The 20471-nt window shown below is 38.0% G+C and carries 16 protein-coding genes; 15 read left to right on the forward strand and 1 reads right to left on the reverse strand.

Translation table 11 applies throughout. The features are described from left to right. Window positions 1-478 precede the first annotated feature (478 nt). Window positions 479-592 carry an IS3 family transposase gene (locus tag KSP24_RS25580; protein WP_367949296.1) on the forward strand — a complete coding sequence of 38 codons (114 nt, stop codon included), beginning with the start codon at window positions 479-481 and terminating at the stop codon, window positions 590-592. A 138-nt stretch (window positions 593-730) separates the two neighbouring features. Here the strand turns inward: KSP24_RS25580 and KSP24_RS06130 are convergent, their stop codons facing one another. Next, window positions 731-3085 (reverse strand): glycosyltransferase, encoded by a 2355-nt coding sequence (locus KSP24_RS06130; RefSeq protein WP_216974708.1) that lies wholly within the window; start codon window positions 3083-3085, stop codon window positions 731-733. Between the two features lie 412 nt (window positions 3086-3497). On the opposite strand from KSP24_RS06130, the gene KSP24_RS06135 reads away from it, so the two are divergent. The 14 genes from KSP24_RS06135 to KSP24_RS06195 all read left to right on the forward strand — a co-directional run bounded on the left by KSP24_RS06135 (window position 3498) and on the right by KSP24_RS06195 (window position 20282). After that, on the forward strand, window positions 3498-4802 hold the full coding sequence (locus KSP24_RS06135; RefSeq protein WP_216974709.1) for a glycosyltransferase family 2 protein: 1305 nt from the start codon (window positions 3498-3500) through the stop codon (window positions 4800-4802). Then, complete coding sequence (locus tag KSP24_RS06140) at window positions 4786-7209, forward strand: glycosyltransferase (protein ID WP_216974710.1); 2424 nt, start codon at window positions 4786-4788, stop codon at window positions 7207-7209. The genes KSP24_RS06135 and KSP24_RS06140 overlap by 17 nt, the downstream gene beginning before the upstream one ends. A 657-nt stretch (window positions 7210-7866) precedes the next feature. Beyond that, a complete protein-coding gene (locus KSP24_RS06145) occupies window positions 7867-10179 on the forward strand; it encodes a glycosyltransferase (RefSeq protein WP_216974711.1) in 2313 nt (770 codons plus the stop codon). A gap of 28 nt (window positions 10180-10207) precedes the next feature. Beyond that, window positions 10208-10996: an ABC transporter permease gene (locus KSP24_RS06150; RefSeq protein ID WP_254207613.1), complete on the forward strand. Its 789-nt coding sequence runs from the start codon at window positions 10208-10210 to the stop codon at window positions 10994-10996. A gap of 16 nt (window positions 10997-11012) precedes the next feature. Continuing rightward, window positions 11013-11750, forward strand: coding sequence for an ABC transporter ATP-binding protein (locus KSP24_RS06155; RefSeq protein ID WP_216974712.1), 738 nt, complete (start codon window positions 11013-11015; stop codon window positions 11748-11750). 9 nt (window positions 11751-11759) lie between these two features. Further along, complete coding sequence (locus KSP24_RS06160; RefSeq protein WP_216974713.1) at window positions 11760-12617, forward strand: glycosyltransferase; 858 nt, start codon at window positions 11760-11762, stop codon at window positions 12615-12617. A 235-nt stretch (window positions 12618-12852) separates the two neighbouring features. Beyond that, a complete protein-coding gene (locus tag KSP24_RS06165) occupies window positions 12853-13596 on the forward strand; it encodes a sugar phosphate nucleotidyltransferase (protein WP_216974714.1) in 744 nt (247 codons plus the stop codon). Between the two features lie 25 nt (window positions 13597-13621). Then, complete coding sequence (gene rfbC, locus KSP24_RS06170; protein WP_216974715.1) at window positions 13622-14170, forward strand: dTDP-4-dehydrorhamnose 3,5-epimerase; 549 nt, start codon at window positions 13622-13624, stop codon at window positions 14168-14170. A 104-nt stretch (window positions 14171-14274) separates the two neighbouring features. After that, window positions 14275-15294: a dTDP-glucose 4,6-dehydratase gene (gene rfbB / locus KSP24_RS06175; protein WP_216974716.1), complete on the forward strand. Its 1020-nt coding sequence runs from the start codon at window positions 14275-14277 to the stop codon at window positions 15292-15294. Window position 15295: 1 nt separating this feature from the next. Beyond that, window positions 15296-16168 carry a dTDP-4-dehydrorhamnose reductase gene (gene rfbD, locus KSP24_RS06180; protein ID WP_216974717.1) on the forward strand — a complete coding sequence of 291 codons (873 nt, stop codon included), beginning with the start codon at window positions 15296-15298 and terminating at the stop codon, window positions 16166-16168. Window positions 16169-16428: 260 nt separating this feature from the next. Then, the gene (locus KSP24_RS06185) at window positions 16429-17391 is read left to right on the forward strand and encodes a glycosyltransferase family 2 protein (protein WP_216974718.1); all 963 of its coding nucleotides are present in this window, start codon (window positions 16429-16431) and stop codon (window positions 17389-17391) included. Window positions 17392-17528: 137 nt separating this feature from the next. Beyond that, window positions 17529-17606: a putative holin-like toxin gene (locus KSP24_RS25585; RefSeq protein ID WP_354005523.1), complete on the forward strand. Its 78-nt coding sequence runs from the start codon at window positions 17529-17531 to the stop codon at window positions 17604-17606. A 370-nt stretch (window positions 17607-17976) separates the two neighbouring features. Then, a complete protein-coding gene (locus KSP24_RS06190) occupies window positions 17977-18885 on the forward strand; it encodes a glycosyltransferase family 2 protein (RefSeq protein WP_064961725.1) in 909 nt (302 codons plus the stop codon). After that, window positions 18882-20282, forward strand: coding sequence for an undecaprenyl-phosphate glucose phosphotransferase (locus tag KSP24_RS06195; protein ID WP_013373301.1), 1401 nt, complete (start codon window positions 18882-18884; stop codon window positions 20280-20282). Before KSP24_RS06190 ends, KSP24_RS06195 begins: the two co-directional genes overlap by 4 nt. Window positions 20283-20471 lie beyond the last annotated feature (189 nt).

Here is a 20471-nt window from a genome sequence, read left to right on the forward strand (position 1 = left end):
GCACAGTTCCATTGACCCTAAACTATAAGCTGCTTCCGGTACTTTCTTGGAGGCAGCTTATTTAATTTCCGTTGTGGTCGATATTGGTTGTAAAAAACAATTATGTTTTGCTATTCTCTTTTGTGTCTCGTCCATATTTCGAATTTCATATGGGTAGATTCCTTCCGTTTAGAGATGCGAGAAGATGCTCTCCATCGAGGCGTGATCATAACCATTGCCTTGGCGAGAGATACTGATTCGGGTGCCAACCTTTGGCAGCATGTCATGGTGCGCATAGGACGTATACTGGAATCCCTGGTCGCTGTGAACGATGAAGCCAGTCACGCTTTTTGCTGTCTCCAGGCTTATCGAAACGTTTGTAAAACCAGTTTATTATCATTTCTATAAGCTTATCAGGTACACAATAATTTCGTTATTGAACAAGTTTTTAATCGTAGAGTCTGAAACGTTCTATCATGAAGGTTTAACCTGTACGACGATGGCCATCATCGAACAGAACGTCTGGGACTACATTACTTCCTATAACTCAATTCGTATGCAAATAAAACTAAACAGCCAGTCGCCGTTGATCTTCAAACAACTGGCTGTTTAGTTTCTCTTAGATGTGCTTGCTCCCTGTCCCACAATCATAATGTGGTTCAATTCATTAATTCTAGTACACAGTTGCTAATCTTATAGAGACTTATAACTTCAGAACAAATCACTCATTAGAAGTCGGCATTTTTCGAAACTATCTAAAAAATTTTATTTTCCCACGCTTAGCATCCTTTTCCTTCAATTCCAGCAGTTCTTTATCGCGTTGTTCTAACTGCCCTTCTAGCCATTCTTTCCCTGTTTCTAACATGGTAATCCACTCTTTTAAATCCCTAATTATTTCCTCGTGTTCCACGTACTTACTTTCCAACCATGTTTTCCCTTCTTCTAAATGAGTAACCCAAGATCTCAGTTCTTTTGTATGATCCTCGCTAATTGAATTTTGTAATAGCCATTCCATTCCATTAAATTCATTGTAAATTAATAAAAGCTCGTTGCTTAAATTTGAAACTAAATCTGGGGGGAGTTTTTTTATTTTTTTATCAGATTTTAAACTTATAAATTCACTTTCCATTCTTTTGATCATGTCTACTATATTAAAATCGGCCTCAATTTTTTGACGGGCATTCACTTGTAACTGTTTATATAAGTCAGCATCAGATAATATTTCTACAATTGATTCCGCATATAGTGCTACCTCTTCATCAACAAATTCACTACTCGAGAAATTTGAGATTTCGTCTTGACTCAAAGGTACAAGACGTCCTACAGTTTCATCTATAAGCTCTTTTTGACCACCTACATCCGCACTAATTACAGGAGTACCCAATGCTAAGGATTCATAACTAGTTAAAGAGAGTCCCTCTTTAATAGAACATACTAGGGTCAAATCTGCATCAGCATAAATAGCAGCCATATCTTCTCTATTTCCAAGAAATTGTAGCGTCTCGTTTAAGCCATCGACATCTGCCTGTTGAATCAGTTTTGGTAAATCCGGTCCGTCCCCCACTACCCAAAATTTGATATTAGGGATTTTATCGCGAACAAGCTTAGCGATTTTCAACATTAAAAATGGGCGCTTTTGAGGATGGATTCTACAAGGAAAAAGGACGACAGGAACATTTTCTTCTAAATTGAGTTCTTTACGTATCTTTCCTAATGTTTGAGACTGTATATTAAAGTGCTTGATATCAACATTGATGTAAACGATCTCTATTTCGTTACGATTACGGTTGAAATCAGTTGTTAAAACCTCTTTCAAGTGATTAGTACAAACATAAGTTTTATCTATATAAGGAGAAATTACAGATGATATCCGCGCAAAGCCTCCTTTCCTCCAGTACCATTCTTCCATGTGAACATAATCAACAATTTTAAGATATGGAAACTGCTGTTTTAACCACGGAATCAGATAATACCCATAATAACTGTTGGATACAAAAAGAACATGGATTTTACGACTTTTAATAAAATAATGTATAAAACTTGCCCAATCCTTAGTGTGAAGAAAAGAGGTGAGATCAAAGATGTTACTTGTATGCTGCTCAAACTTCTGTCTCCACACATTGTCACTTGGTACAGTAGTAATTATGGAGAGATTAAATTCATTTTGATTAATACGGGAAATTAAGTCCAAATTAAATTTATCAGCCCCTCCTACACTAAGCCAAGGAAAAAGGCATAGAACATTACATTTGCTATCATCTAAAATAGCATTACGGTCCCAAACCCAAGTTTTCGGATTTTCAAAATTATTGCTATTAAGGATAGGGAATTCAATTGCTTTTATAGGCTGTTTAATATTGTAGGCGACCTCTTCAATAATATCCATGGCCCGTTTATATTTTTCCGAATGATTTCTTACTAGTCCCAGTACGCCATCGTCAACCCGGCGATACCAAGAGCCATAATAGCTCATATGTACTGGAAACATTTTCTCGCGTAGTAATTTTAGCCATAGATGCCAGTCCTCAAAAAAATGTTTCTCTGTCTCATCATAGCAACCTACCTGAATTAAAGCTGATCTTCGTATCATAGCTATTTCAATTAAAAAGTTTTCTTTCTTTAAAACCTCTGAGTCAAACTCTTTTTTCCAAAGATATTCAAGATTTCCGAACCCTACGGAGTCAGTGTAACACCAACTTGCTTCTGGGTTGGTATATAAGGTAAAGAAACCACATTCGAGAAAGGTAGGATCAATTAAATCATCAGCATCTAGAGATACTATAATTTCAGTAGAAGCCTTCTGGATTCCTAGGTTTCGAGCAGAAGATATTCCGCCATTCTCCTTATGATAGATACTTACTCTATGATCTTTTCGTTCTAACTCTTCCAAAAGTTCAATATCTTTGTTGTTTGTAGATCCGTCATTAATAATAATCCATTCGAAAAAAGGGAATGTTTGATTGAAAACGCAGTTTGCAGTAGTTTCCAGGAAAGCTCCTGAATTAAAAAACGGTGTTATTATAGTAATCAACGGCTTGTTAACGTTACTAGGAATCTTATTTCCAGTAATTTTTTTCCCTGGATGTAAATTGAAATCAAAATTCATTCTAACCCTATCTCCTAACTCTTATTAAGATAATTACATACTGAAACAAAAAGTTTATTTTCTTTATAGCAAAAGTTATGATAAATAAAATGTATGAAATGTTAATTTAATAGCTTTGATATCAAAAGACTTCATAGAGTATATCATAATATAATGCTATATAGTAATAGCAGGAAGAAGATGTTTTATCATCAAGAAAACTTATGTTCTCAGTATATAGGAACTTCGTTGTGGGGCTGGACTGCATAGAATAGAGGATAAAAGAAAGTTTATTTAGTCAGGAGAGGGGAGATGAAGTTAAAATCTACAAGTGGTTAGAGAATTTGAATGCACATGCTAGTTTGATATAATCTTAACGTAGCTATTTGGCTCTAATTTGAAATACAAAATTGCTAATTAAGGGGGGCTCTTAATGAATTACAAACTGAGTATTATTATTCCCTTGTATAATGCAGAGAATTTTATTCGAGTAGCCTTTGCATCTATTTTAAACCAAACTTTTGGATTTCAAAATTTGGAAATAATTATGGTGAATGATGCTTCTAAAGATTCAACAAAGGAGATTATAAATGAGTTAGCTTCTCTTTATAGCAATGTTGTGGCTTTACATCTAAATGAAAGCAGTGGGGCTGCTGGCAGGCCAAGAAATGTCGGTATGGAACATGCAACTGCTGATTATATTATGTTCCTAGATCAAGATGATACTTATGCAGACAATGCTTGCGAAGTCTTGTATAGGCTTGTGGTGAATAAAAATATAGATATTGGTATGGCTACATATCGGAATGTTTCTGAGGATAATAAGATTATTGATGATTGTGTTCTTGACTCAGATTTTCCTTTAAAAATTAATGTTGATAGTATAGATCAATCCGAAAAATTATTTTATCTATCTCCTTCCGTTTGGACAAAGATATTTAAAAAAAAGTTCCTGGAACAAAATAATATAAAGTTTCCAGAAGGAATAATTGGAGAAGATCTGGTTTTTATCACTCATGCAGAAATGGTAGCGAATGGAATCTTATTTGAAAAAAAGGTAATATATAACTATCTTGTTAGGGAAAAAGAAGATAAATCATTGAGTCATAACTATAATAAGAGGTTTTTTGAGCAAAGCTATTATAGTATAGAAGAAGTATTCAAAATTATGAAGAAATACGGACGAGACAAATATTTTCCTATTATACTAGAGAGCCATCTTGATCATCATCTTTATATGATGTTTAAAAGTGAATCATTGACGAAAACGGAAAAAATGGAGGTTTTTAAGCGATCAGATTGGTTTTTAAGTAAATGTAACCAATATGGAGTTTTTCCTAAAAGTGATTTTTACAAAATTCTATTTCAAAAATTAGTTTTAAACAAATATAAAGAAGCAATTGACTTTTATAATGATTCGTCTTTTTTAATAGAGAAGCGTGATCATTGGGCTAAGGAATTAAGTGAAGGGAAAAACTGGCTCGAATCCCAATTAGAAAACTATAAGCTAGAAGTGAAGAATCAGAATCAAGTTATAAAAGAGTTAAAAGAATGGAATACTAAATTAATTAAAGATAAAGAGTGGTTTGAAGATCAAATCAGAAATCTCAAAATAGAAATGAATAATCAATTACAAGTATTAGAGAATTTTAAAAAATGGAATGAAGAATTATTAGAAGCGAAAAGATGGTTAGAACAAAGATTAGAGAAAAATCAAATTAATGAAGAAGGAAGTTGATTTCGATTATAATTTGAATGATTTTGTAAAAAACAAAAAAAGTTTAATGAGGAGTTCTAAAGTGAAGTATAATTACAAATTGCAACCAGGACAAAGAGTGAATACCAAAAGAGCAAGCTATCTAAGAGCTCCTTTGGTAAGTATTATTACACCTTATTATAACGCTGAGAAGTATGTACAACAGACGGCCAATTGCATCTATAATCAGACATTTCCGTACTGGGAATGGATCATTGTTAATGATGGTAGTACTGATATTAAATCCTTGGAAAAACTACAGGAGCTACAGAATCAGGATTCCCGAATCCAGGTAATCCATCAGGAGAATAGCGGACCTTCGATTGCCCGAAATCGGGGAGTTGGTATATCAAACACCGAGATTGTCATTCCACTAGACGCAGATGATTTGATTGAACCTACCTACCTAGAGTGTATCTATTGGACCTTACAGAGTAATCCCGGGGCTTCCTGGGCCTATACCGATAGTGTGGGTTTCCACGACCAGGAATACACGTGGAAAAAAGGATTCAGTGCAAAACAGATGAAAACAGAAAACCTGCTGACTTGTACGGCTGGAATCCGTAAGAAGGATTTATTAGAAGCCGGCGGCTATGGAGAAAATGAAAAACATTATTATGAAGATTGGGCTCTGTGGTTAAAATTGTTAGCTCAAAAAAAATACCCTGTCCACATGAGCTGGTACGGATTTTGGTATCGAAAGACTAGTACTGGGGGGCTAAACAGTACATCAAGTAGTCAGAAAAAACATGCTAGAGCAATGAAGATTATTGAAGAGTTAAGCAAATTTATTAGTGATGAAGTAGATACTGTAGAATATCCTAGATTCCATGGAAGTAATTTTACCAAACCGCAAATATGGGAATGGGATCGGCCGCCGGTAGTGTCTGCAGATGAGAAGCATCGGGTACTGCTTCTGTTACCGCATATGGTCATGGGTGGAGCGGATATGTTCAATCTAGATCTTGTATCTCGGATGGACAAGGGACGGTTTGAGTTATCGGTGATTACCACTAACCCAGGAGACTCTTCCTGGAGACAGCGATTTGAAGAAAATACTAGTGAGATATTTGACCTGACAACCTTTTTGGATGTGAAAGACTGGGGGGCATTCATTCATTACTTCGTTACAACTAGAAGAATAAACACAATTATAGTATCAAATAGCTACTATGGGTATTATATAATACCTTGGCTTCGAAAAGAGTTTCCGAGCTTATCTATTGTCGATTATGTTCATATGGAAGAGATGGGATGGAGAGCAGGAGGATATGCACGGACTTCGGCAGCAGCAAGTGACATTTTGGAGAAGACCTACGTATGTAATGAACATCTACGCCAATTAATGATTAATACATTTGGACGGAGACCAGAAGATGTGAAAACAGTGTACATTGGAGTAGATCATAAGGAATTTGATCCACAAAAAATCTCTCGGGGAAAAGTGCGATCTCAGCTAGGATTAGGAACTCACCGGCCTATTATACTCTTTCCCTGCCGTATTGCTGAGCAGAAGCGACCATTTTTAATGATAGAGATTGCACGTAAAGTAAAGAAATATATTCCTGATATTTGCTTTTTAGTAGTAGGGGATGGTCCTCAGCTAAAAGAAGTGAAACAAAAGATTCAGGAATATAAGTTGGATGAGACCGTTTTATTACTAGGCCGTCAAGATGAAATGAAGCCATACTACCGGGATAGTGATTTGACATTGATTTGTTCAATCCGGGAGGGACTGGCACTGACTGCATATGAGTCCCTGTCAATGGGAGTGCCGGTAATTAGTTCTGATGTGGGAGGCCAACGGGAACTAATTGACGACACGGTGGGCAGATTGCTACCTTACTTACAAGATCGGACTCAACATCTAGATATTGAGATTGGACATGTAGTCTATCAAGAAGAAGAGGTAGAGCAGTATGTGAGGGCAATTCGAGAAGTACTGGAAAATTCGAATGAATACAGGCAGATGAGTCAACGATGTAGGAAACGTATTGAAGAGGGATTTAGTAAAGAGCAGATGATTACTACGATAGAAAATGAACTTTTATCTCATTCGAACGCTGATATCAGTAAAAAAAGAGAACGAAGTTCTTTGATTCTTAAGGAAATTCCAAATTTGGTATCAGATTATCTATCACTGTATTGCGTATTTCAACAGAGAGAAGCTGATTTCGATTATATATGGCATGAAAGGATGAATTTATATAAAGCCATTGAATCTTCTGAATTTAACAATGCCGCTGTTACTGATGGTGCTGCAATACTTGAATTACAAAAGATTTATAATATGCGTACATGGAAAATGATACAGAAGTATCGAAATTTTATGGACCATTCGAAATTGGGGAGAATACTAAGAGGCTGCAAAAGACTTATATTCGATTAAGATAACTAAGTTGCTAAAATGTTGAAAAAATATAAGAGAGTGGAATTTTTCGCCATGTGGGTATATTATCCATATGGCGAAAATAAGGCTATATATTACCTATTTTCATAGATGGAGAAGTAAAAATAGTATTGAAAGTAAAGTGATGAACCGAGATATTGTGCAAAATTACCTTTACAACTTGTATATCAGCTTAAGCTGACGTTCATCAGTTCTTCATGGATTTATATTAATTTTCATTTGTTATATCTTAGGTGTTTAATAGTAGTGGACAGGTGATTTCTGAATTTCAACAGAAATCATTTTTTTATGGAGAATGCTGATTTGTAGAATACTCTAAACATACCAATGAAAAACCTGCAGCCCTTTTTCAAAAGTTTTGCCTAGATTGATAATGAAATCAGAAATAAGTGCATACCAATAATTAACATTCAAAAAGCAGCAGTCCTTTCACCGTCACGGGTCGACGTTTTTGCCTGTTTCCCGTATACTGAATTCGATAGTCTTCTTTTCTGTAGATTAGTTTATTGAAATGATATTTGAAGAAGAGAGAATCGGATTGCTTACATATAATTATGCCTTTAATTATCTGTATAATCTTTTATTTTCGAGCAAATTAGCCTAATAAGCAACTGCCAACGGCAGGAGGTAAATATTTTGGATTCTAATTTTGATTATAATCAGACCCCTGGTAGACTGAAACTAGCTAATCATTTAAATAACAATGATGTCCCTTTGATCAGCATAATCACCCCTTTTTATAATTCAAAGGAATATTTTACTCAAACTTTTAATAGTGTAGTAAATCAAACTTTCCCCTATTTTGAGTGGATTATTGTAGATGATGGAAGCATTGACAAAGAAGCCGTGTCGTTATTGAAGGAGCTAGCGGAAGCTGAGAAGCGTATTCGAATTTTCCATATCGAAAATGTTGGACCGTCTGCTGCAAGAAACTATGCGATTGAACAGTCGCAAACAGAAATCATTGTACCGCTTGATGCAGATGATTTGATTGAACCTACTTATTTAGAATGTATTTATTGGTCATTGTATACTAATCCAGAAGCGAGCTGGAGTTATACAGATAGTGTAGGTTTTCAGAATGAAGAATATCTTTGGAGAAAGCCTTTCAACTCGAAATTGATGAAGGTTGAAAATTTGCTAACCTGTACTGCTGGCATACGAAAAAAAGATTTATATGAAGTCGGTTTGTATACAACAAGCGAAGCTTACTTTAATGAAGACTGGCATTTATGGCTTAAGCTGTTGAAGGCCAAGAAAATTCCTGTTCATATGGGATGGTATGGCTTTTGGTATCGGCGAACTAATGAGGGTGTTTTAGGGCATTTAAAATCCAATAAAAATGATCAAAAAAAATCTTCTTATTTAATTAAAGAAACTGGCAAAGGCATTACTGATATTAAAGCTGTTGAATTTCCCAGATACAATCTAAAAAAAGGATTTCCTAAACCCCAAAAATGGAACTGGGATAGAGCCCCGGTGAATACAAGCGATAAAATAAAAGTGCTGATGCTTCTTCCTCACATGGTAATGGGCGGAGCGGATTTGTTTAATTTGGATATAGTATCAAGAATAGACAAACAAAAATTTGAAATGTCTATAATTACAACCAACCCGGGAGATTCAACATGGAGACAACGGTTTGAGAAACACGTTACTGATATATTTGATCTTACAACTTTTCTGGATATGGAATATTGGGGTTCGTTCATTCATTATTATATAACCTCTAGAAAAATAGATATCTTGTTTGTTTCAAACAGCTATTATGGGTACTACTTAATCCCTTGGCTGAGGAAAGAGTTTCCCGATATATCTATCATAGATTATGTCCATATGGAAGAATGGTATTGGCGTGCAGGAGGCTATGCAAGGACTTCAGGAGCTCTCAGTGACTTTATAGAAAAAACTTACGTATGTAATGATCATCTGAGGCATGTCATGATTGAATCCTTTGATAAAAAAGATCATGAGGTAGAAACAGTTTATATAGGTGTTGATGAAGAAGAATTCGATCCAGATTATACGAAGGAAGGCCAAATCAGGACAGCGCTTAATATCAACAAGGATCAGCCTTTGATTTTGTTTCCATGTAGACTTCATCCGCAAAAGAGACCATTCTTAATGGTCGAAATTGTAAAAAGGCTAAAAGTGCTGTTGCCTGATGTTGTTGTAGTTGTTGTAGGAGATGGTCCTCAATGGGACGAACTACTGGCCGTCATAAAAAAAGAAAAACTACAGCAATCAATATATTGCGTTGGACGGAAGAATGATATGAGTCCTTATTACCGAGATAGTCAGGCCACATTAGTTTGCTCGCTTAAAGAAGGACTAAGCTTAACTGCTTATGAATCATTAGCTATGGGAGTACCTGTAGTTTCCTCAGATGTTGGGGGACAGCAGGAGCTAATTAATAATGGAGTGGGGAGGGTGATACCACTTTATCAAAATGAAGAGGCTGACCTAGATAATCGTCATTTTATGAAAGAAGAAGTAGATGAATATGTAGCTGCTCTTTTTGATATTCTTAGTATGGCAAAAGTAGATAAAGAAAAAATGAGCAAACAATGTCGTGAAAGAATTGAACAAGGCTTCACGAAAACGAACATGGTCCGTTTCTTCGAGGAAGAATTCACAGCATGGAAATATCAGCGTAGTAAAGAAGACAACAGGAGGATGTCTGAGTACCTAAAAGCTTTTCCCAGACTCATTGATGATTATATATCTTTGTATATAGAATATGAAATTACCGCAATATCAAGTAATAGAGCGTTCCAATTTCTAAGTTATATTAAACGAGTGTTAACGCTAAAGAAGAACCCTATATCTTTGATAAAGGAAATTATCTATTTTAGCAAGAATAAGTATTACTTTAAACGATATCTATATCGTTTAAAGTCCATTCCATTATTCCGTTTTCTTACTAAATTAATCAAAATAAACAGGTAATATGTTAAGACCTACTTGGGGGGGAATTATGCAAATTATGCAGAAATATTTCATGAACTTTAGTAAATATCGTTATTTGTTGAAACAACTTGTTATCAACGATATTAAAATAAAGTATCGCCGTTCAATTTTAGGGGTGATTTGGAGTGTCCTTCAACCTTTGATGATGATGATCGTTTTGACTATGGTATTTGCTTCGTTATTTAAAAGTAATATACCACATTTTGCGGTATATGTCTTAACAGGAAGAATTATTTGGGATCTTTTCTCAAGCGGAACTATTATGGCGATGGATTCGGTAGTCAGCAATGCTTCATTAATTAAAAAAGTTTATATTCCAAAATATATTTTCCCGCTTTCTAAATGTTTCTCATCATTAGTAAACACTATATTTGCTCTGGTAGCATTAGTTATAGTTGCATTAGTTAGTGGGGGAGTGAAATTTACTCCTAACCTTTTTCTAATTCCGATTCCTTTGTTTTATACATTTTTATTTGGGGTTGGATTGAGTTTTATTCTATCAGCATACACTGTTTTCTTCAGAGACTTGAAATACTTGTACGAGGTTCTTCTTACGGCATGGATGTATTTTACACCTCAGTTTTTCCCAATGAGCATTATACCTGATAATTTGAAAATAGTTTTTGAATTAAATCCGCTCTATTACACTCTTCAAATGTTTAGGGATGTAGTTATGTACGGGGTTACACCTACTCTGCAGCAACATTTGATTTGTGCATCAATAGGTATTGTAACCTTAATTATTGGACTTTTAGTTTTCCGCAGAAAACAAGACGACTTTATTCTATATATATAAATGGATGTGATACTAAATGGGTAGCGAACTGGCAATTGAGGTCAAAGATGTATCTATGACTTTTAATATGAGTGAGGAAAGAATAGACAACTTAAAGGAACACATTCTAAAGTTAATTAAAGGTCAGCTTTTTTATCAGGAGTTTAATGCCCTGAAAAATATTTCTTTCAATATAAAAAAAGGTGAAGTTTTCGGTTTGGTAGGATTGAATGGTGCGGGTAAGAGCACGCTGCTCAAGATCATTGCTGGAGTTTTAAAGCCTACTTCTGGTACAGTTGCCGTAAACGGAACCATAGCTCCTTTAATAGAATTAAGTGCGGGGTTTAACCTCGATTTGACTGGCAGAGAAAATATATATTTAAATGGAGCGGTATTCGGTCATTCCAACAAGTTTATGAGCGAATGCTTTGATAGAATTGTTAATTTCTCGGAGCTTCATGAATTTATAGATGTACCTTTGAAAAATTATTCATCAGGGATGCTAGCCAGACTTGCATTTTCAATAGCGACTATTGTTGATCCGGATATATTAATAGTAGATGAGGTTTTGTCTGTAGGTGATTTTAGATTTCAAGAAAAATGTGAGGCCTATATTTCTTCACTAATAAATAAAGGCACTACTGTTTTATTTGTCTCACACTCTATGGAACAAGTCGAGAAGTTATGTCAAAGAGCTCTATTGTTGAATAAAGGAGAGCTTGTTCTTGTTGATGAAATATCTAAGGTTGTAGAAACATACAAAAATATATCCTAGGTGATTATAGTGGGTAAGGTTTCTATTGTGGTCCGAACAAAAGACAGGCCTCTTCTCCTTAAAAGGGCAATTGATAGTATACTATCGCAAACTTATACAGACTGGGAAATAGTGCTTGTAAATTCAGGAGAAGACAGGGACTTAATTGAGTCAATCATGCATGATTTCAAATCTAAAAGTCCCAATGATATTATCCTTCTTCATATAAACTGTAATCTTCATATAGATGAATTAATTAATTTTGGAGTTTCAAGGAGTACCGGATGTTTTGTCACACTTTTAGATGATGATGACACGTGGGCCCCTTCCTTTTTAGAAGAATGTATTTCGCTTTTAAAAGGCAACGAGGGAGTAGATGGTGCTGTAACTCAGACCACTATCATTCAGGAAACATTAGAGGGGAACAATATTCGTTTTAAAAACAGTTATGTTTTTAATAACAGTCTACGAAGAGTTCGCGGTTGGAAAATAGCCAGATGCAACCTGTTTACAACTAATTCATTTGTCTATAAAAGAGAGGCCTATGACAAGATCGGAGGATATCGTAAAGAGATACCTTTGCTCGGTGACTGGGAGTTTAATATGCGTTTTTATCTGAAGTATAAAATTGGTGTTATACCGAAACCCTTGGCTAACTATCATAAGAGAATAGATGCCATGAATAGTGGTAAGGATTTCTATGCAAATACTTCATTAACTAAACATCTTATATATGATCGTATAATCAGAAGAGAATATCTCAAGCAAGGATTAACAAAAGGCCCTTTTCTTTTTTGCCTTTTAGTTTATCTATTTGGTTATATAAATTCGTTTATTAAATTGACTAAGAGTGTCATTTATCGTAGTGATCTTTTTTTCAAGCAATAATATTTAAAGACGGCATGTGGTAGAGAGTTTAATTTAGTAATAATAAAAGTGGATTTGGATGTATACAGTGGATTTTTTGAAATAAATACTGGCCCCCTTTTTGCAGACCAGGTAGTTCGCAAAGGGGACACAGCTTATGTAATTTTTTACTAAGTATAGTTTTTTTTGATCATCCATTCGATTTTCTTAGCTCTGTGAAAACTAACATTTGAAATTATAAATTTTAGGAGGATATATGAAAGGTATAATTCTTGCAGGCGGGACTGGTTCTCGCCTTTTTCCTTTAACCAAGGTAACCAATAAGCATTTGCTTCCTGTCGGAAAGTATCCTATGATTTTTCATGCCATTCACAAGCTAAAAAAAGCTGAAATAACGGATATTCTTATTGTGACAGGGAAAGAGCACATGGGTGATGTTGTGAACCTGCTTGGAAGCGGCCGTCATATGGGGGTAACCTTTACATATAAGGTACAAGACGAAGCGGGTGGTATTGCTCAGGCATTAAACCTGGCTGAACATTTTGTTGATATGGATCGGATGGTCGTTATTTTGGGGGACAATGTGTTTGAAGATGATATCACTCCGTTTGTACAAAATTTTTGTAAACAAAATACTGGTGCTAAATTATTATTACAACAGGTTTATGATCCACAGCGATTTGGTGTGGCAGAAATTCAGAATCAACGTATTGTGTCTATAGAAGAAAAGCCTCAGATACCTAAAAGCGATTATGCAGTTACGGGTATTTACATGTTTGACCACAATGTGTTTGATATCATTAAAACCCTAAATCCCTCGACGCGTGGAGAATTGGAAATTACGGATGTTAACAATGCATATATTGCTAGTGGAACATTAACTTATGATATCCTTCAGGGTTGGTGGACGGATGCAGGAACACATGCTTCACTTGCAAGAGCAAATGAGCTGGCGAAAAACATTAAATTCGGCGAAGAATTCGGTGAGATAAAATTGTAAAGTATTGAGGGGAAGGACGTATAGCATGCAAGTAATACCTTTAAGATTAACAGGCGCCAGTATAATAGAACCAATTGTTCATGGTGATCACCGTGGTTATTTTATGGAAAGCTACAATGAAAAAATCATGAAGCAGCACGGAATCAACTATGCTTTTATACAGGATAATCAGTCCTTATCTGCAGAAGCCGGTGTGATCCGGGGGTTGCATTACCAGCTGAACCCTAAAGCACAGACCAAGCTTATTCGTGTGCTTTCCGGAGCTATCTATGATGTTATTTTGGATATTCGAAAAAGCTCCCCAACATTCGGCCAGTGGGCTGGGGTGATCTTAAGTGAACATAATAGACGCCAATTACTGGTACCCAAGGGATTTGCTCATGGGTTCTGCACACTTGTTCCTAATACCCAGGTGCTGTATAAGGTAGACGAGTATTATTCACCTGAAAATGATCGTGGTATTCTGTGGAATGATCCTGCACTGGGAATTGATTGGCCGACCTCTCATGCTATTCTTTCAGAGAAGGATCAGAAGCATCCGACATTGGTCAATGCAGACATGAACTTTGACTAGAGGGATAATTAGCTCTCAGCTCAAAATAATAAGTTGTCGTTTATTCCATTTTCCTTTCAGACGCATAGATATAAGTTATTAAAGCACCTTTTTAGGAGGCCTGTATGAAACTTCTTGTCACCGGCGGTGCCGGATTTATTGGCAGTAACTTTGTATTGTATATGCTGCAACAGCACCCGGATTACGAAATTGTGAATGTAGATGCGCTTACGTATGCAGGTAATCTGGAAAATTTGAAATTCATTGAAAATCACCCTCATCATACCTTTGTGAAAGCAGATATTGCCGACGCGCAAGCGATTGATCAGCTGATGCAACAAGGAATTGATATGGTGGTGAATTTTGCAGCAGAGTCGCATGTGGATCGGAGTATTTTGGAACCGGAAGTATTTGTGAAAACGAACGTCCTTGGCACGCAGGTGCTGCTGAACGCAGCTAAAAAATATAATGTGACCAAGTTTGTACAGGTATCGACAGACGAGGTGTATGGGTCCCTGGGCGAAACAGGCTTGTTCACGGAAGAAACTCCGCTGCAGCCGAACAGTCCTTACTCTGCGTCCAAGGCAGGCGGGGATTTGCTGGTTCGTGCTTATCATGAAACCTTTGGTTTACCTGTAAATATCACGCGTTGTTCTAACAACTATGGCCCATACCAGTTCCCGGAGAAGCTGATTCCCCTCATGATCTCCCGTGCGTTGAGCGATCAGCAGCTGCCTGTATACGGGGATGGCTTGAACATCCGCGATTGGTTGTATGTAGAGGATCATTGCAGTGCCATTGATCTGGTCATTCACCAGGGTAAACTGGGTGAAGTATACAATATCGGTGGAAATAATGAGCGGACGAATGTGTATATTGTCAAAACGATATTGGAGGAGCTTGGCAAGCCGGAATCTCTAATATCGTATGTCCAGGATCGGCCAGGTCATGACCGCCGTTATGGCATTGACCCAACGAAGATCATGAATGAGCTGGGCTGGAAGCCAAAGCACTCTTTTGAAACAGGCATTAAAGAAACGATTCGTTGGTACCTGGACAACAAAGAATGGTGGACCCGTATTCAATCCGGTGAATATCAGCAATATTACGCCAAGCAGTACGGTTCCCGTCTAGGAGATGCGTAAAATGAAGGTATTGGTTACCGGAGCATCCGGTCAGCTTGGCCAAGATGTGGTGAGCGTTTTTCAGGCTCAAGGGCATAACGTCGTTGGATACGATCGGGAACAACTGGATATAACCGATTTGGAGCAGGCCGTGAAGATCGTGGGACAGTATCAACCGGACGCGGTAATTCATTGCGCTGCGTATACGGCTGTGGATGCGGCCGAGTCTGACGTGGATGGGACTTATCAGGTGAATGCGACCGGAACACGCAATATGGCACTGGCAGCGGAAAAGGCAGGAGCCAAGCTGGTATATATCAGCACGGATTACGTATTTGATGGGATGGCCGAGCAGCCCTACCATGAGTATGATCATACAAATCCGCAGAGCATCTACGGGAAGTCCAAACGAGCGGGCGAGGTTTTAACCCAGACGCTTTCCTCCAGATACTTTATTGTTCGCACTTCCTGGGTATATGGATTTCACGGCAACAATTTTGTAAAAACCATGCTGAAGCTTGGACAGGAAAAGCCGCATCTTCAGGTTGTGAACGATCAGAAAGGCTCGCCTACCTATACAGTGGATTTAGCTCGTTTTTTAGCCGAATTGGTCCAAACCGAGAAGTATGGCATATATCACGCATCCAACAGTGGTTCTTGCACCTGGTATGAGTTTACACAAGCGATTTTTCAGGATGCGGTGGAACTTATGGGTGTGCAAATCATGGCCACTCTGGAGCCGTGTAGCACAGAACAATTTCCCAGACCCGCAGCTCGCCCGCGCAATTCAGTTATGGAGCATATTGCGATACGGACAAATGGGCTGCATGATTTGCGGGATTGGCGCGAAGCACTGCAGGATTTTATGAAAGAGTATATTAGCAACCTTAGCTGAGTTCTGCTGAACCTAAGAGGAGGTCCTAATAGTCCTGCTTTAGTTGTACTGATTTTGAATAAATTATCAAAAAGTCGGGTTTTACTCGGCTTTTTTTATTTTATTGAAACATTTTCCATGTTCTTGCGTCTATTAGATATAATATAAACACTTTACAGATTGGCAACAGTTCTTTGAAATTATACTGGTTTGCTCTATGATAGTAATAAGAACATTTGGAGTAAATACGCCAAAATTTATAAACGAGGAACTTGTAATCTATGATTAAATCCGTAAGTGTTCATATTGTAACGTATAACAGTGAAAAAGATATCCAAGAGTGTTTAAAGGCTGTCAGCAAGCAAAGCTACCCTCCACAGGAAGTAATTATCATAGATAATCTATCCAAGGATCAGACGAGGGAACAAGTTAAAGAAATAGCTCATTTGTTTGGCTCAAAACTCAAGTTTATCTCTAATGTTCAAAATGTCGGTTTTGCTCCTGGTCATAATCAGGCTATAGCGTTGAACAATACGGATTATGTGCTAGTACTTAATCCAGATGTTACTTTAGGCTCTGATTACGTTGAACGCCTGATTGCAGTGATGGAGCACAATAAGCACATAGGCAGTGCTACAGGTCAATTACTGCGTAAGGAGAACCGGGAGATGATCGATAGCACGGGTATTGTTATGAATTCTGCTAGAAGAGCCTTTGATCGCGGAGCAGGAGAACCTTCAGTTCTGTGGTCTGAATCAGGGAAAGTATTTGGTGTTTCTGGTGCAGCGGCGATGTACTCCAGGCGAATGATTAATGATATCGCTCTAAATGGGGAGTTTTTTGATGATAGTTTTTTTGCGTACAAAGAAGACGTGGATGTGGCGTGGCGGGCAAGCTTGCTTGGCTGGGAGGCTTACTATGATGCTCGAGCGGTAGCCTACCATGAACGTGGTTGGAAGGAAGCGAGTCGTACTTCTCAATCGTTGTTTGTGCGGAGGCTCTCATATATTAATCGATATAAAATGTTGTATAAAAATGATACTTTCTCTGAGTGGATGAAAAATATTATTTCTCTCCTTTCATATGAGATAGCAAGTAACCTGTATTTTCTTTTGAGAGAGCCAAAAGTGCTTGTTGCTTGGAAGACTTTTTTCAAAGAACTGCCCAAACTTAGGGAGAAAAGAAGTCAACTTAGAAAAAAGATTGCCCTTCGTCATCATCAAGATAAACCAAAAGCTCAATAAATACATTGATTTACTGAAAAACCCATCGAATGCGTGTTCCTTTTTGGAAATATATAGTATAATTGAAACGTGCAACCGATAGAGCTGGCAAGGGCGGTCGGCTAACTCTCCCGAGGAGGGGGGTGAAGCCTGTGACAGTGTTTGAGGCGCTCAGTTTAATGCTGACGTTCGGGGCGTTAATCGTCACACTGTTAGAGTTTAACAAACGAAAATAGACCGCCCCCGCAAGGAAGGGTCTATTTTCGGCCTGATTGTTCTAAAACCGTCCGCTCTTGGAGCGTTGGTTGCGCGGGGCTGGCTGGCACCAGCCCTTTTTCCATGTATATCTTACCACGATGAAATTTAGACCTCAACCGAGGATTTTACAAAAATCTAATAAACGACTTCCAATGAACAATATATAGATCGAAATGGTTTCGTTTGTCTATATTTGCACTTTGGAGCGACTGGAATCGAATTTTGTGAAATTCTACTAACTATGCAAGGTTACAAGTTATGTGCTTTTTTGCGCCCCGTGGCCTGCACGGTATGCTATAATAGGCGATAGTAGAATAGATTACTGAATTTGTCAGGAGCGTTTTAAATATGGATGTAAGCATACTGGTCGTCAACTATAATACGTGTCGATTGACGCTGGATTGTTTGCAGTCAGTGTATGCGTCAAAGACGCAGTATCGATATGAAGTGATTGTTATCGATAATCACTCCAGTGACGGGTCTGTTGAGGCTATTCGTGCTGCGTACCCGGATATTACATTGATAGCTAATAAGGATAATACAGGGTTTGCCAAGGCGAACAATCAGGGGATGGAAGTAGCTAGCGGGCGTTATGTATTGCTATTGAACTCCGATACGTTGGTGCAGCCGGATACGCTGGATACAATGATTCAGTTTATGGATACACACCCGGAGATAGGGGCATCGGGCTGTAAGGTCATTCTGCCGGATGGCTCGCTAGACAAGGCTTGTAAGCGAGGGTTTCCAACGCCGTCGGCGTCTTTTTACTATGCTTTCGGCTGGTCGAAGCGTTACCCGGATAACCCGAAGTACAACCAATATCAGCTTGGGCATCTAAGCCCCGATGATGAGTATCCTGTAGATGTACTGGTTGGTGCTTTTATGTTGGTGCGTAAGGAGACGATTGACCAGGTCGGCGGATTGGACGAAACCTTTTTTATGTATGGTGAGGATATAGACTGGTGTTATCGGATTAAACAAGCCGGTTGGGGCATTTACTACTACCCACGCACATATATTATTCATATCAAAGGAGGCAGTGCTCGCCGTCGTCCTTTGAAAATTATTTATGAGTTTCATAGAGCGATGTGGGTATTTCATCGTAAGCATTATAAACAGCAATACAGCTGGATCACCAACATGGCTGTATATACGGGAATTACGGTGAAGTTTGGAATGGCTTTTCTTAAAAATAAGTTGTCTGCACCGGTTAAGCCGGACGGCGGGGAACAATCTCGTACTGAGGTGAAAGCATGATACGCAGAAATCAGCGTTTTTTAACCCAATTATATATTGTGGCGGATTTCGCGGTCATTCAGTTATCTTTTCTGATCGCTTGGTTTTTCAAATTTGAAAGTGAATGGATCACTTATAAAGAGCCGCTTCCTATTCAAGTATATGGAGGGTGGAGCTTAATATACGGTCTGATTGCTGTAGTGCTGGGGATGTTATTCTCACTCTATTCGCCAAAGCGCAAAAAGAGGTTTGCAGATGATGTATTTCGCGTTACCCAGATTCACATTGTTGGTCTGTTTGTGCTGTTGAGTGTAATGTTTTTCGTAAAGCAAATCGACATCTCGCGGTCCTACCTGGCGATCTATATGGTTGGTAATGTGCTGATTATTTTGTTTTATCGTTATTTTTTGAAGCAAATTCTTAAAATTCTCCGTCAAAAAGGATACAATAAGCAATTCATGCTCATTCTTGGAGCAGGTTCTTTGGGCCAACGATTTTATCATAATCTTGGACAATATCCTGATTTAGGCTATGAAGTAGTAGGGTTTCTGGATGATAAACGGCATTGGAACGAAGAGGAAGAAGCTCATTTTCGTCCGATTCTTGGAGGATTAGATCAGTTGGAGGCAACGCTGTCACGCCTGATGATTGATGAGGTCATTCTGGCGCTGCCGTTGGATGCTCATGATAAGTATCCCAAGATTATCAACATGTGTGAAAAGGCTGGAGTACGCACGCTTATTATTCCCGATTTTTTTGATTATTTGCCGGCACGACCTTACTTTGACAACTTTGCAGGTATGCCGATGATCAATGTACGAGATATTCCACTGGATGTAGCAGGGAATCGATTGTTTAAGCGTCTGTTTGATATTTTATTTTCTTTATTCGCCATTATTCTGACCTCTCCCATTATGCTGGCCGTGGCGATTGGTGTGAAGGTCACATCGAGAGGCCCCATTATTTTTAAGCAGGAGCGGGTAGGCTTGAATCGTCGCACCTTCCGGATGTACAAATTTCGTTCGATGAGGGTACTGCCACCTGGAACTGAAGATACGGGCTGGACGACTGCTAATGACCCAAGACGCACACGTTTTGGTACTTTTATTCGTAAAACGAGTCTCGATGAGCTGCCACAGTTTTTCAACGTACTGTTAGGTGATATGAGTGTCGTTGGCCCACGTCCGGAACGGCCCTATTATGTGGATCAATTCCGTGAGGAAATTCCAAAATACATGGTGAAGCATCATGTTCGTCCTGGAATTACAGGTTGGGCACAGAGTAACGGTTTACGTGGAGATACATCTATTGAGGAACGGATTAAGCACGACATCTTCTATATTGAGAACTGGTCGCTCTTATTCGATATTAAAATTATTTTTCGTACAATCCGTAACGGCTTCAAAAACGCTTATTAATTCAGAGCACCCTTCGGCTTAGCCGGAGGGTATTTTTGTGTCTATTACACTTACATAGCCAACGTCCCGAGATTTCAATAATAAAGCCGATGAATACGCGCTTCACCAGTTCAGCACTATTTTGCCTACTTATATGTACATTTTTTAGTTCAGCTGATATAGAGCTGTTTTGAGTAGGTGTATGTAGGG

Source organism: Paenibacillus sp. AK121, assembly GCF_019042715.1.
Taxonomy (GTDB): domain Bacteria; phylum Bacillota; class Bacilli; order Paenibacillales; family Paenibacillaceae; genus Paenibacillus; species Paenibacillus polymyxa_C.

What these genes read in the sequence shown, in the direction of transcription:
- KSP24_RS06135 (WP_216974709.1), top strand. Translation starts at nt 3,498, where the DNA reads ATGAATTACAAACTGAGTATTATTATTCCCTTGTATAATGCAGAGAAT.
- KSP24_RS06165 (WP_216974714.1), top strand. Translation starts at nt 12,853, where the DNA reads ATGAAAGGTATAATTCTTGCAGGCGGGACTGGTTCTCGCCTTTTTCCT.
- KSP24_RS06155 (WP_216974712.1), top strand. Translation starts at nt 11,013, where the DNA reads ATGGGTAGCGAACTGGCAATTGAGGTCAAAGATGTATCTATGACTTTT.
- KSP24_RS25580 (WP_367949296.1), top strand. Translation starts at nt 479, where the DNA reads ATGGCCATCATCGAACAGAACGTCTGGGACTACATTACTTCCTATAAC.
- KSP24_RS06185 (WP_216974718.1), top strand. Translation starts at nt 16,429, where the DNA reads ATGATTAAATCCGTAAGTGTTCATATTGTAACGTATAACAGTGAAAAA.
- KSP24_RS06190 (WP_064961725.1), top strand. Translation starts at nt 17,977, where the DNA reads ATGGATGTAAGCATACTGGTCGTCAACTATAATACGTGTCGATTGACG.
- KSP24_RS06195 (WP_013373301.1), top strand. Translation starts at nt 18,882, where the DNA reads ATGATACGCAGAAATCAGCGTTTTTTAACCCAATTATATATTGTGGCG.
- KSP24_RS06130 (WP_216974708.1), bottom strand. Translation starts at nt 3,085, where the DNA reads ATGAATTTTGATTTCAATTTACATCCAGGGAAAAAAATTACTGGAAAT.
- KSP24_RS06150 (WP_254207613.1), top strand. Translation starts at nt 10,208, where the DNA reads ATGCAAATTATGCAGAAATATTTCATGAACTTTAGTAAATATCGTTAT.
- KSP24_RS06140 (WP_216974710.1), top strand. Translation starts at nt 4,786, where the DNA reads ATGAAGAAGGAAGTTGATTTCGATTATAATTTGAATGATTTTGTAAAA.
- rfbD (WP_216974717.1), top strand. Translation starts at nt 15,296, where the DNA reads ATGAAGGTATTGGTTACCGGAGCATCCGGTCAGCTTGGCCAAGATGTG.
- rfbB (WP_216974716.1), top strand. Translation starts at nt 14,275, where the DNA reads ATGAAACTTCTTGTCACCGGCGGTGCCGGATTTATTGGCAGTAACTTT.
- rfbC (WP_216974715.1), top strand. Translation starts at nt 13,622, where the DNA reads ATGCAAGTAATACCTTTAAGATTAACAGGCGCCAGTATAATAGAACCA.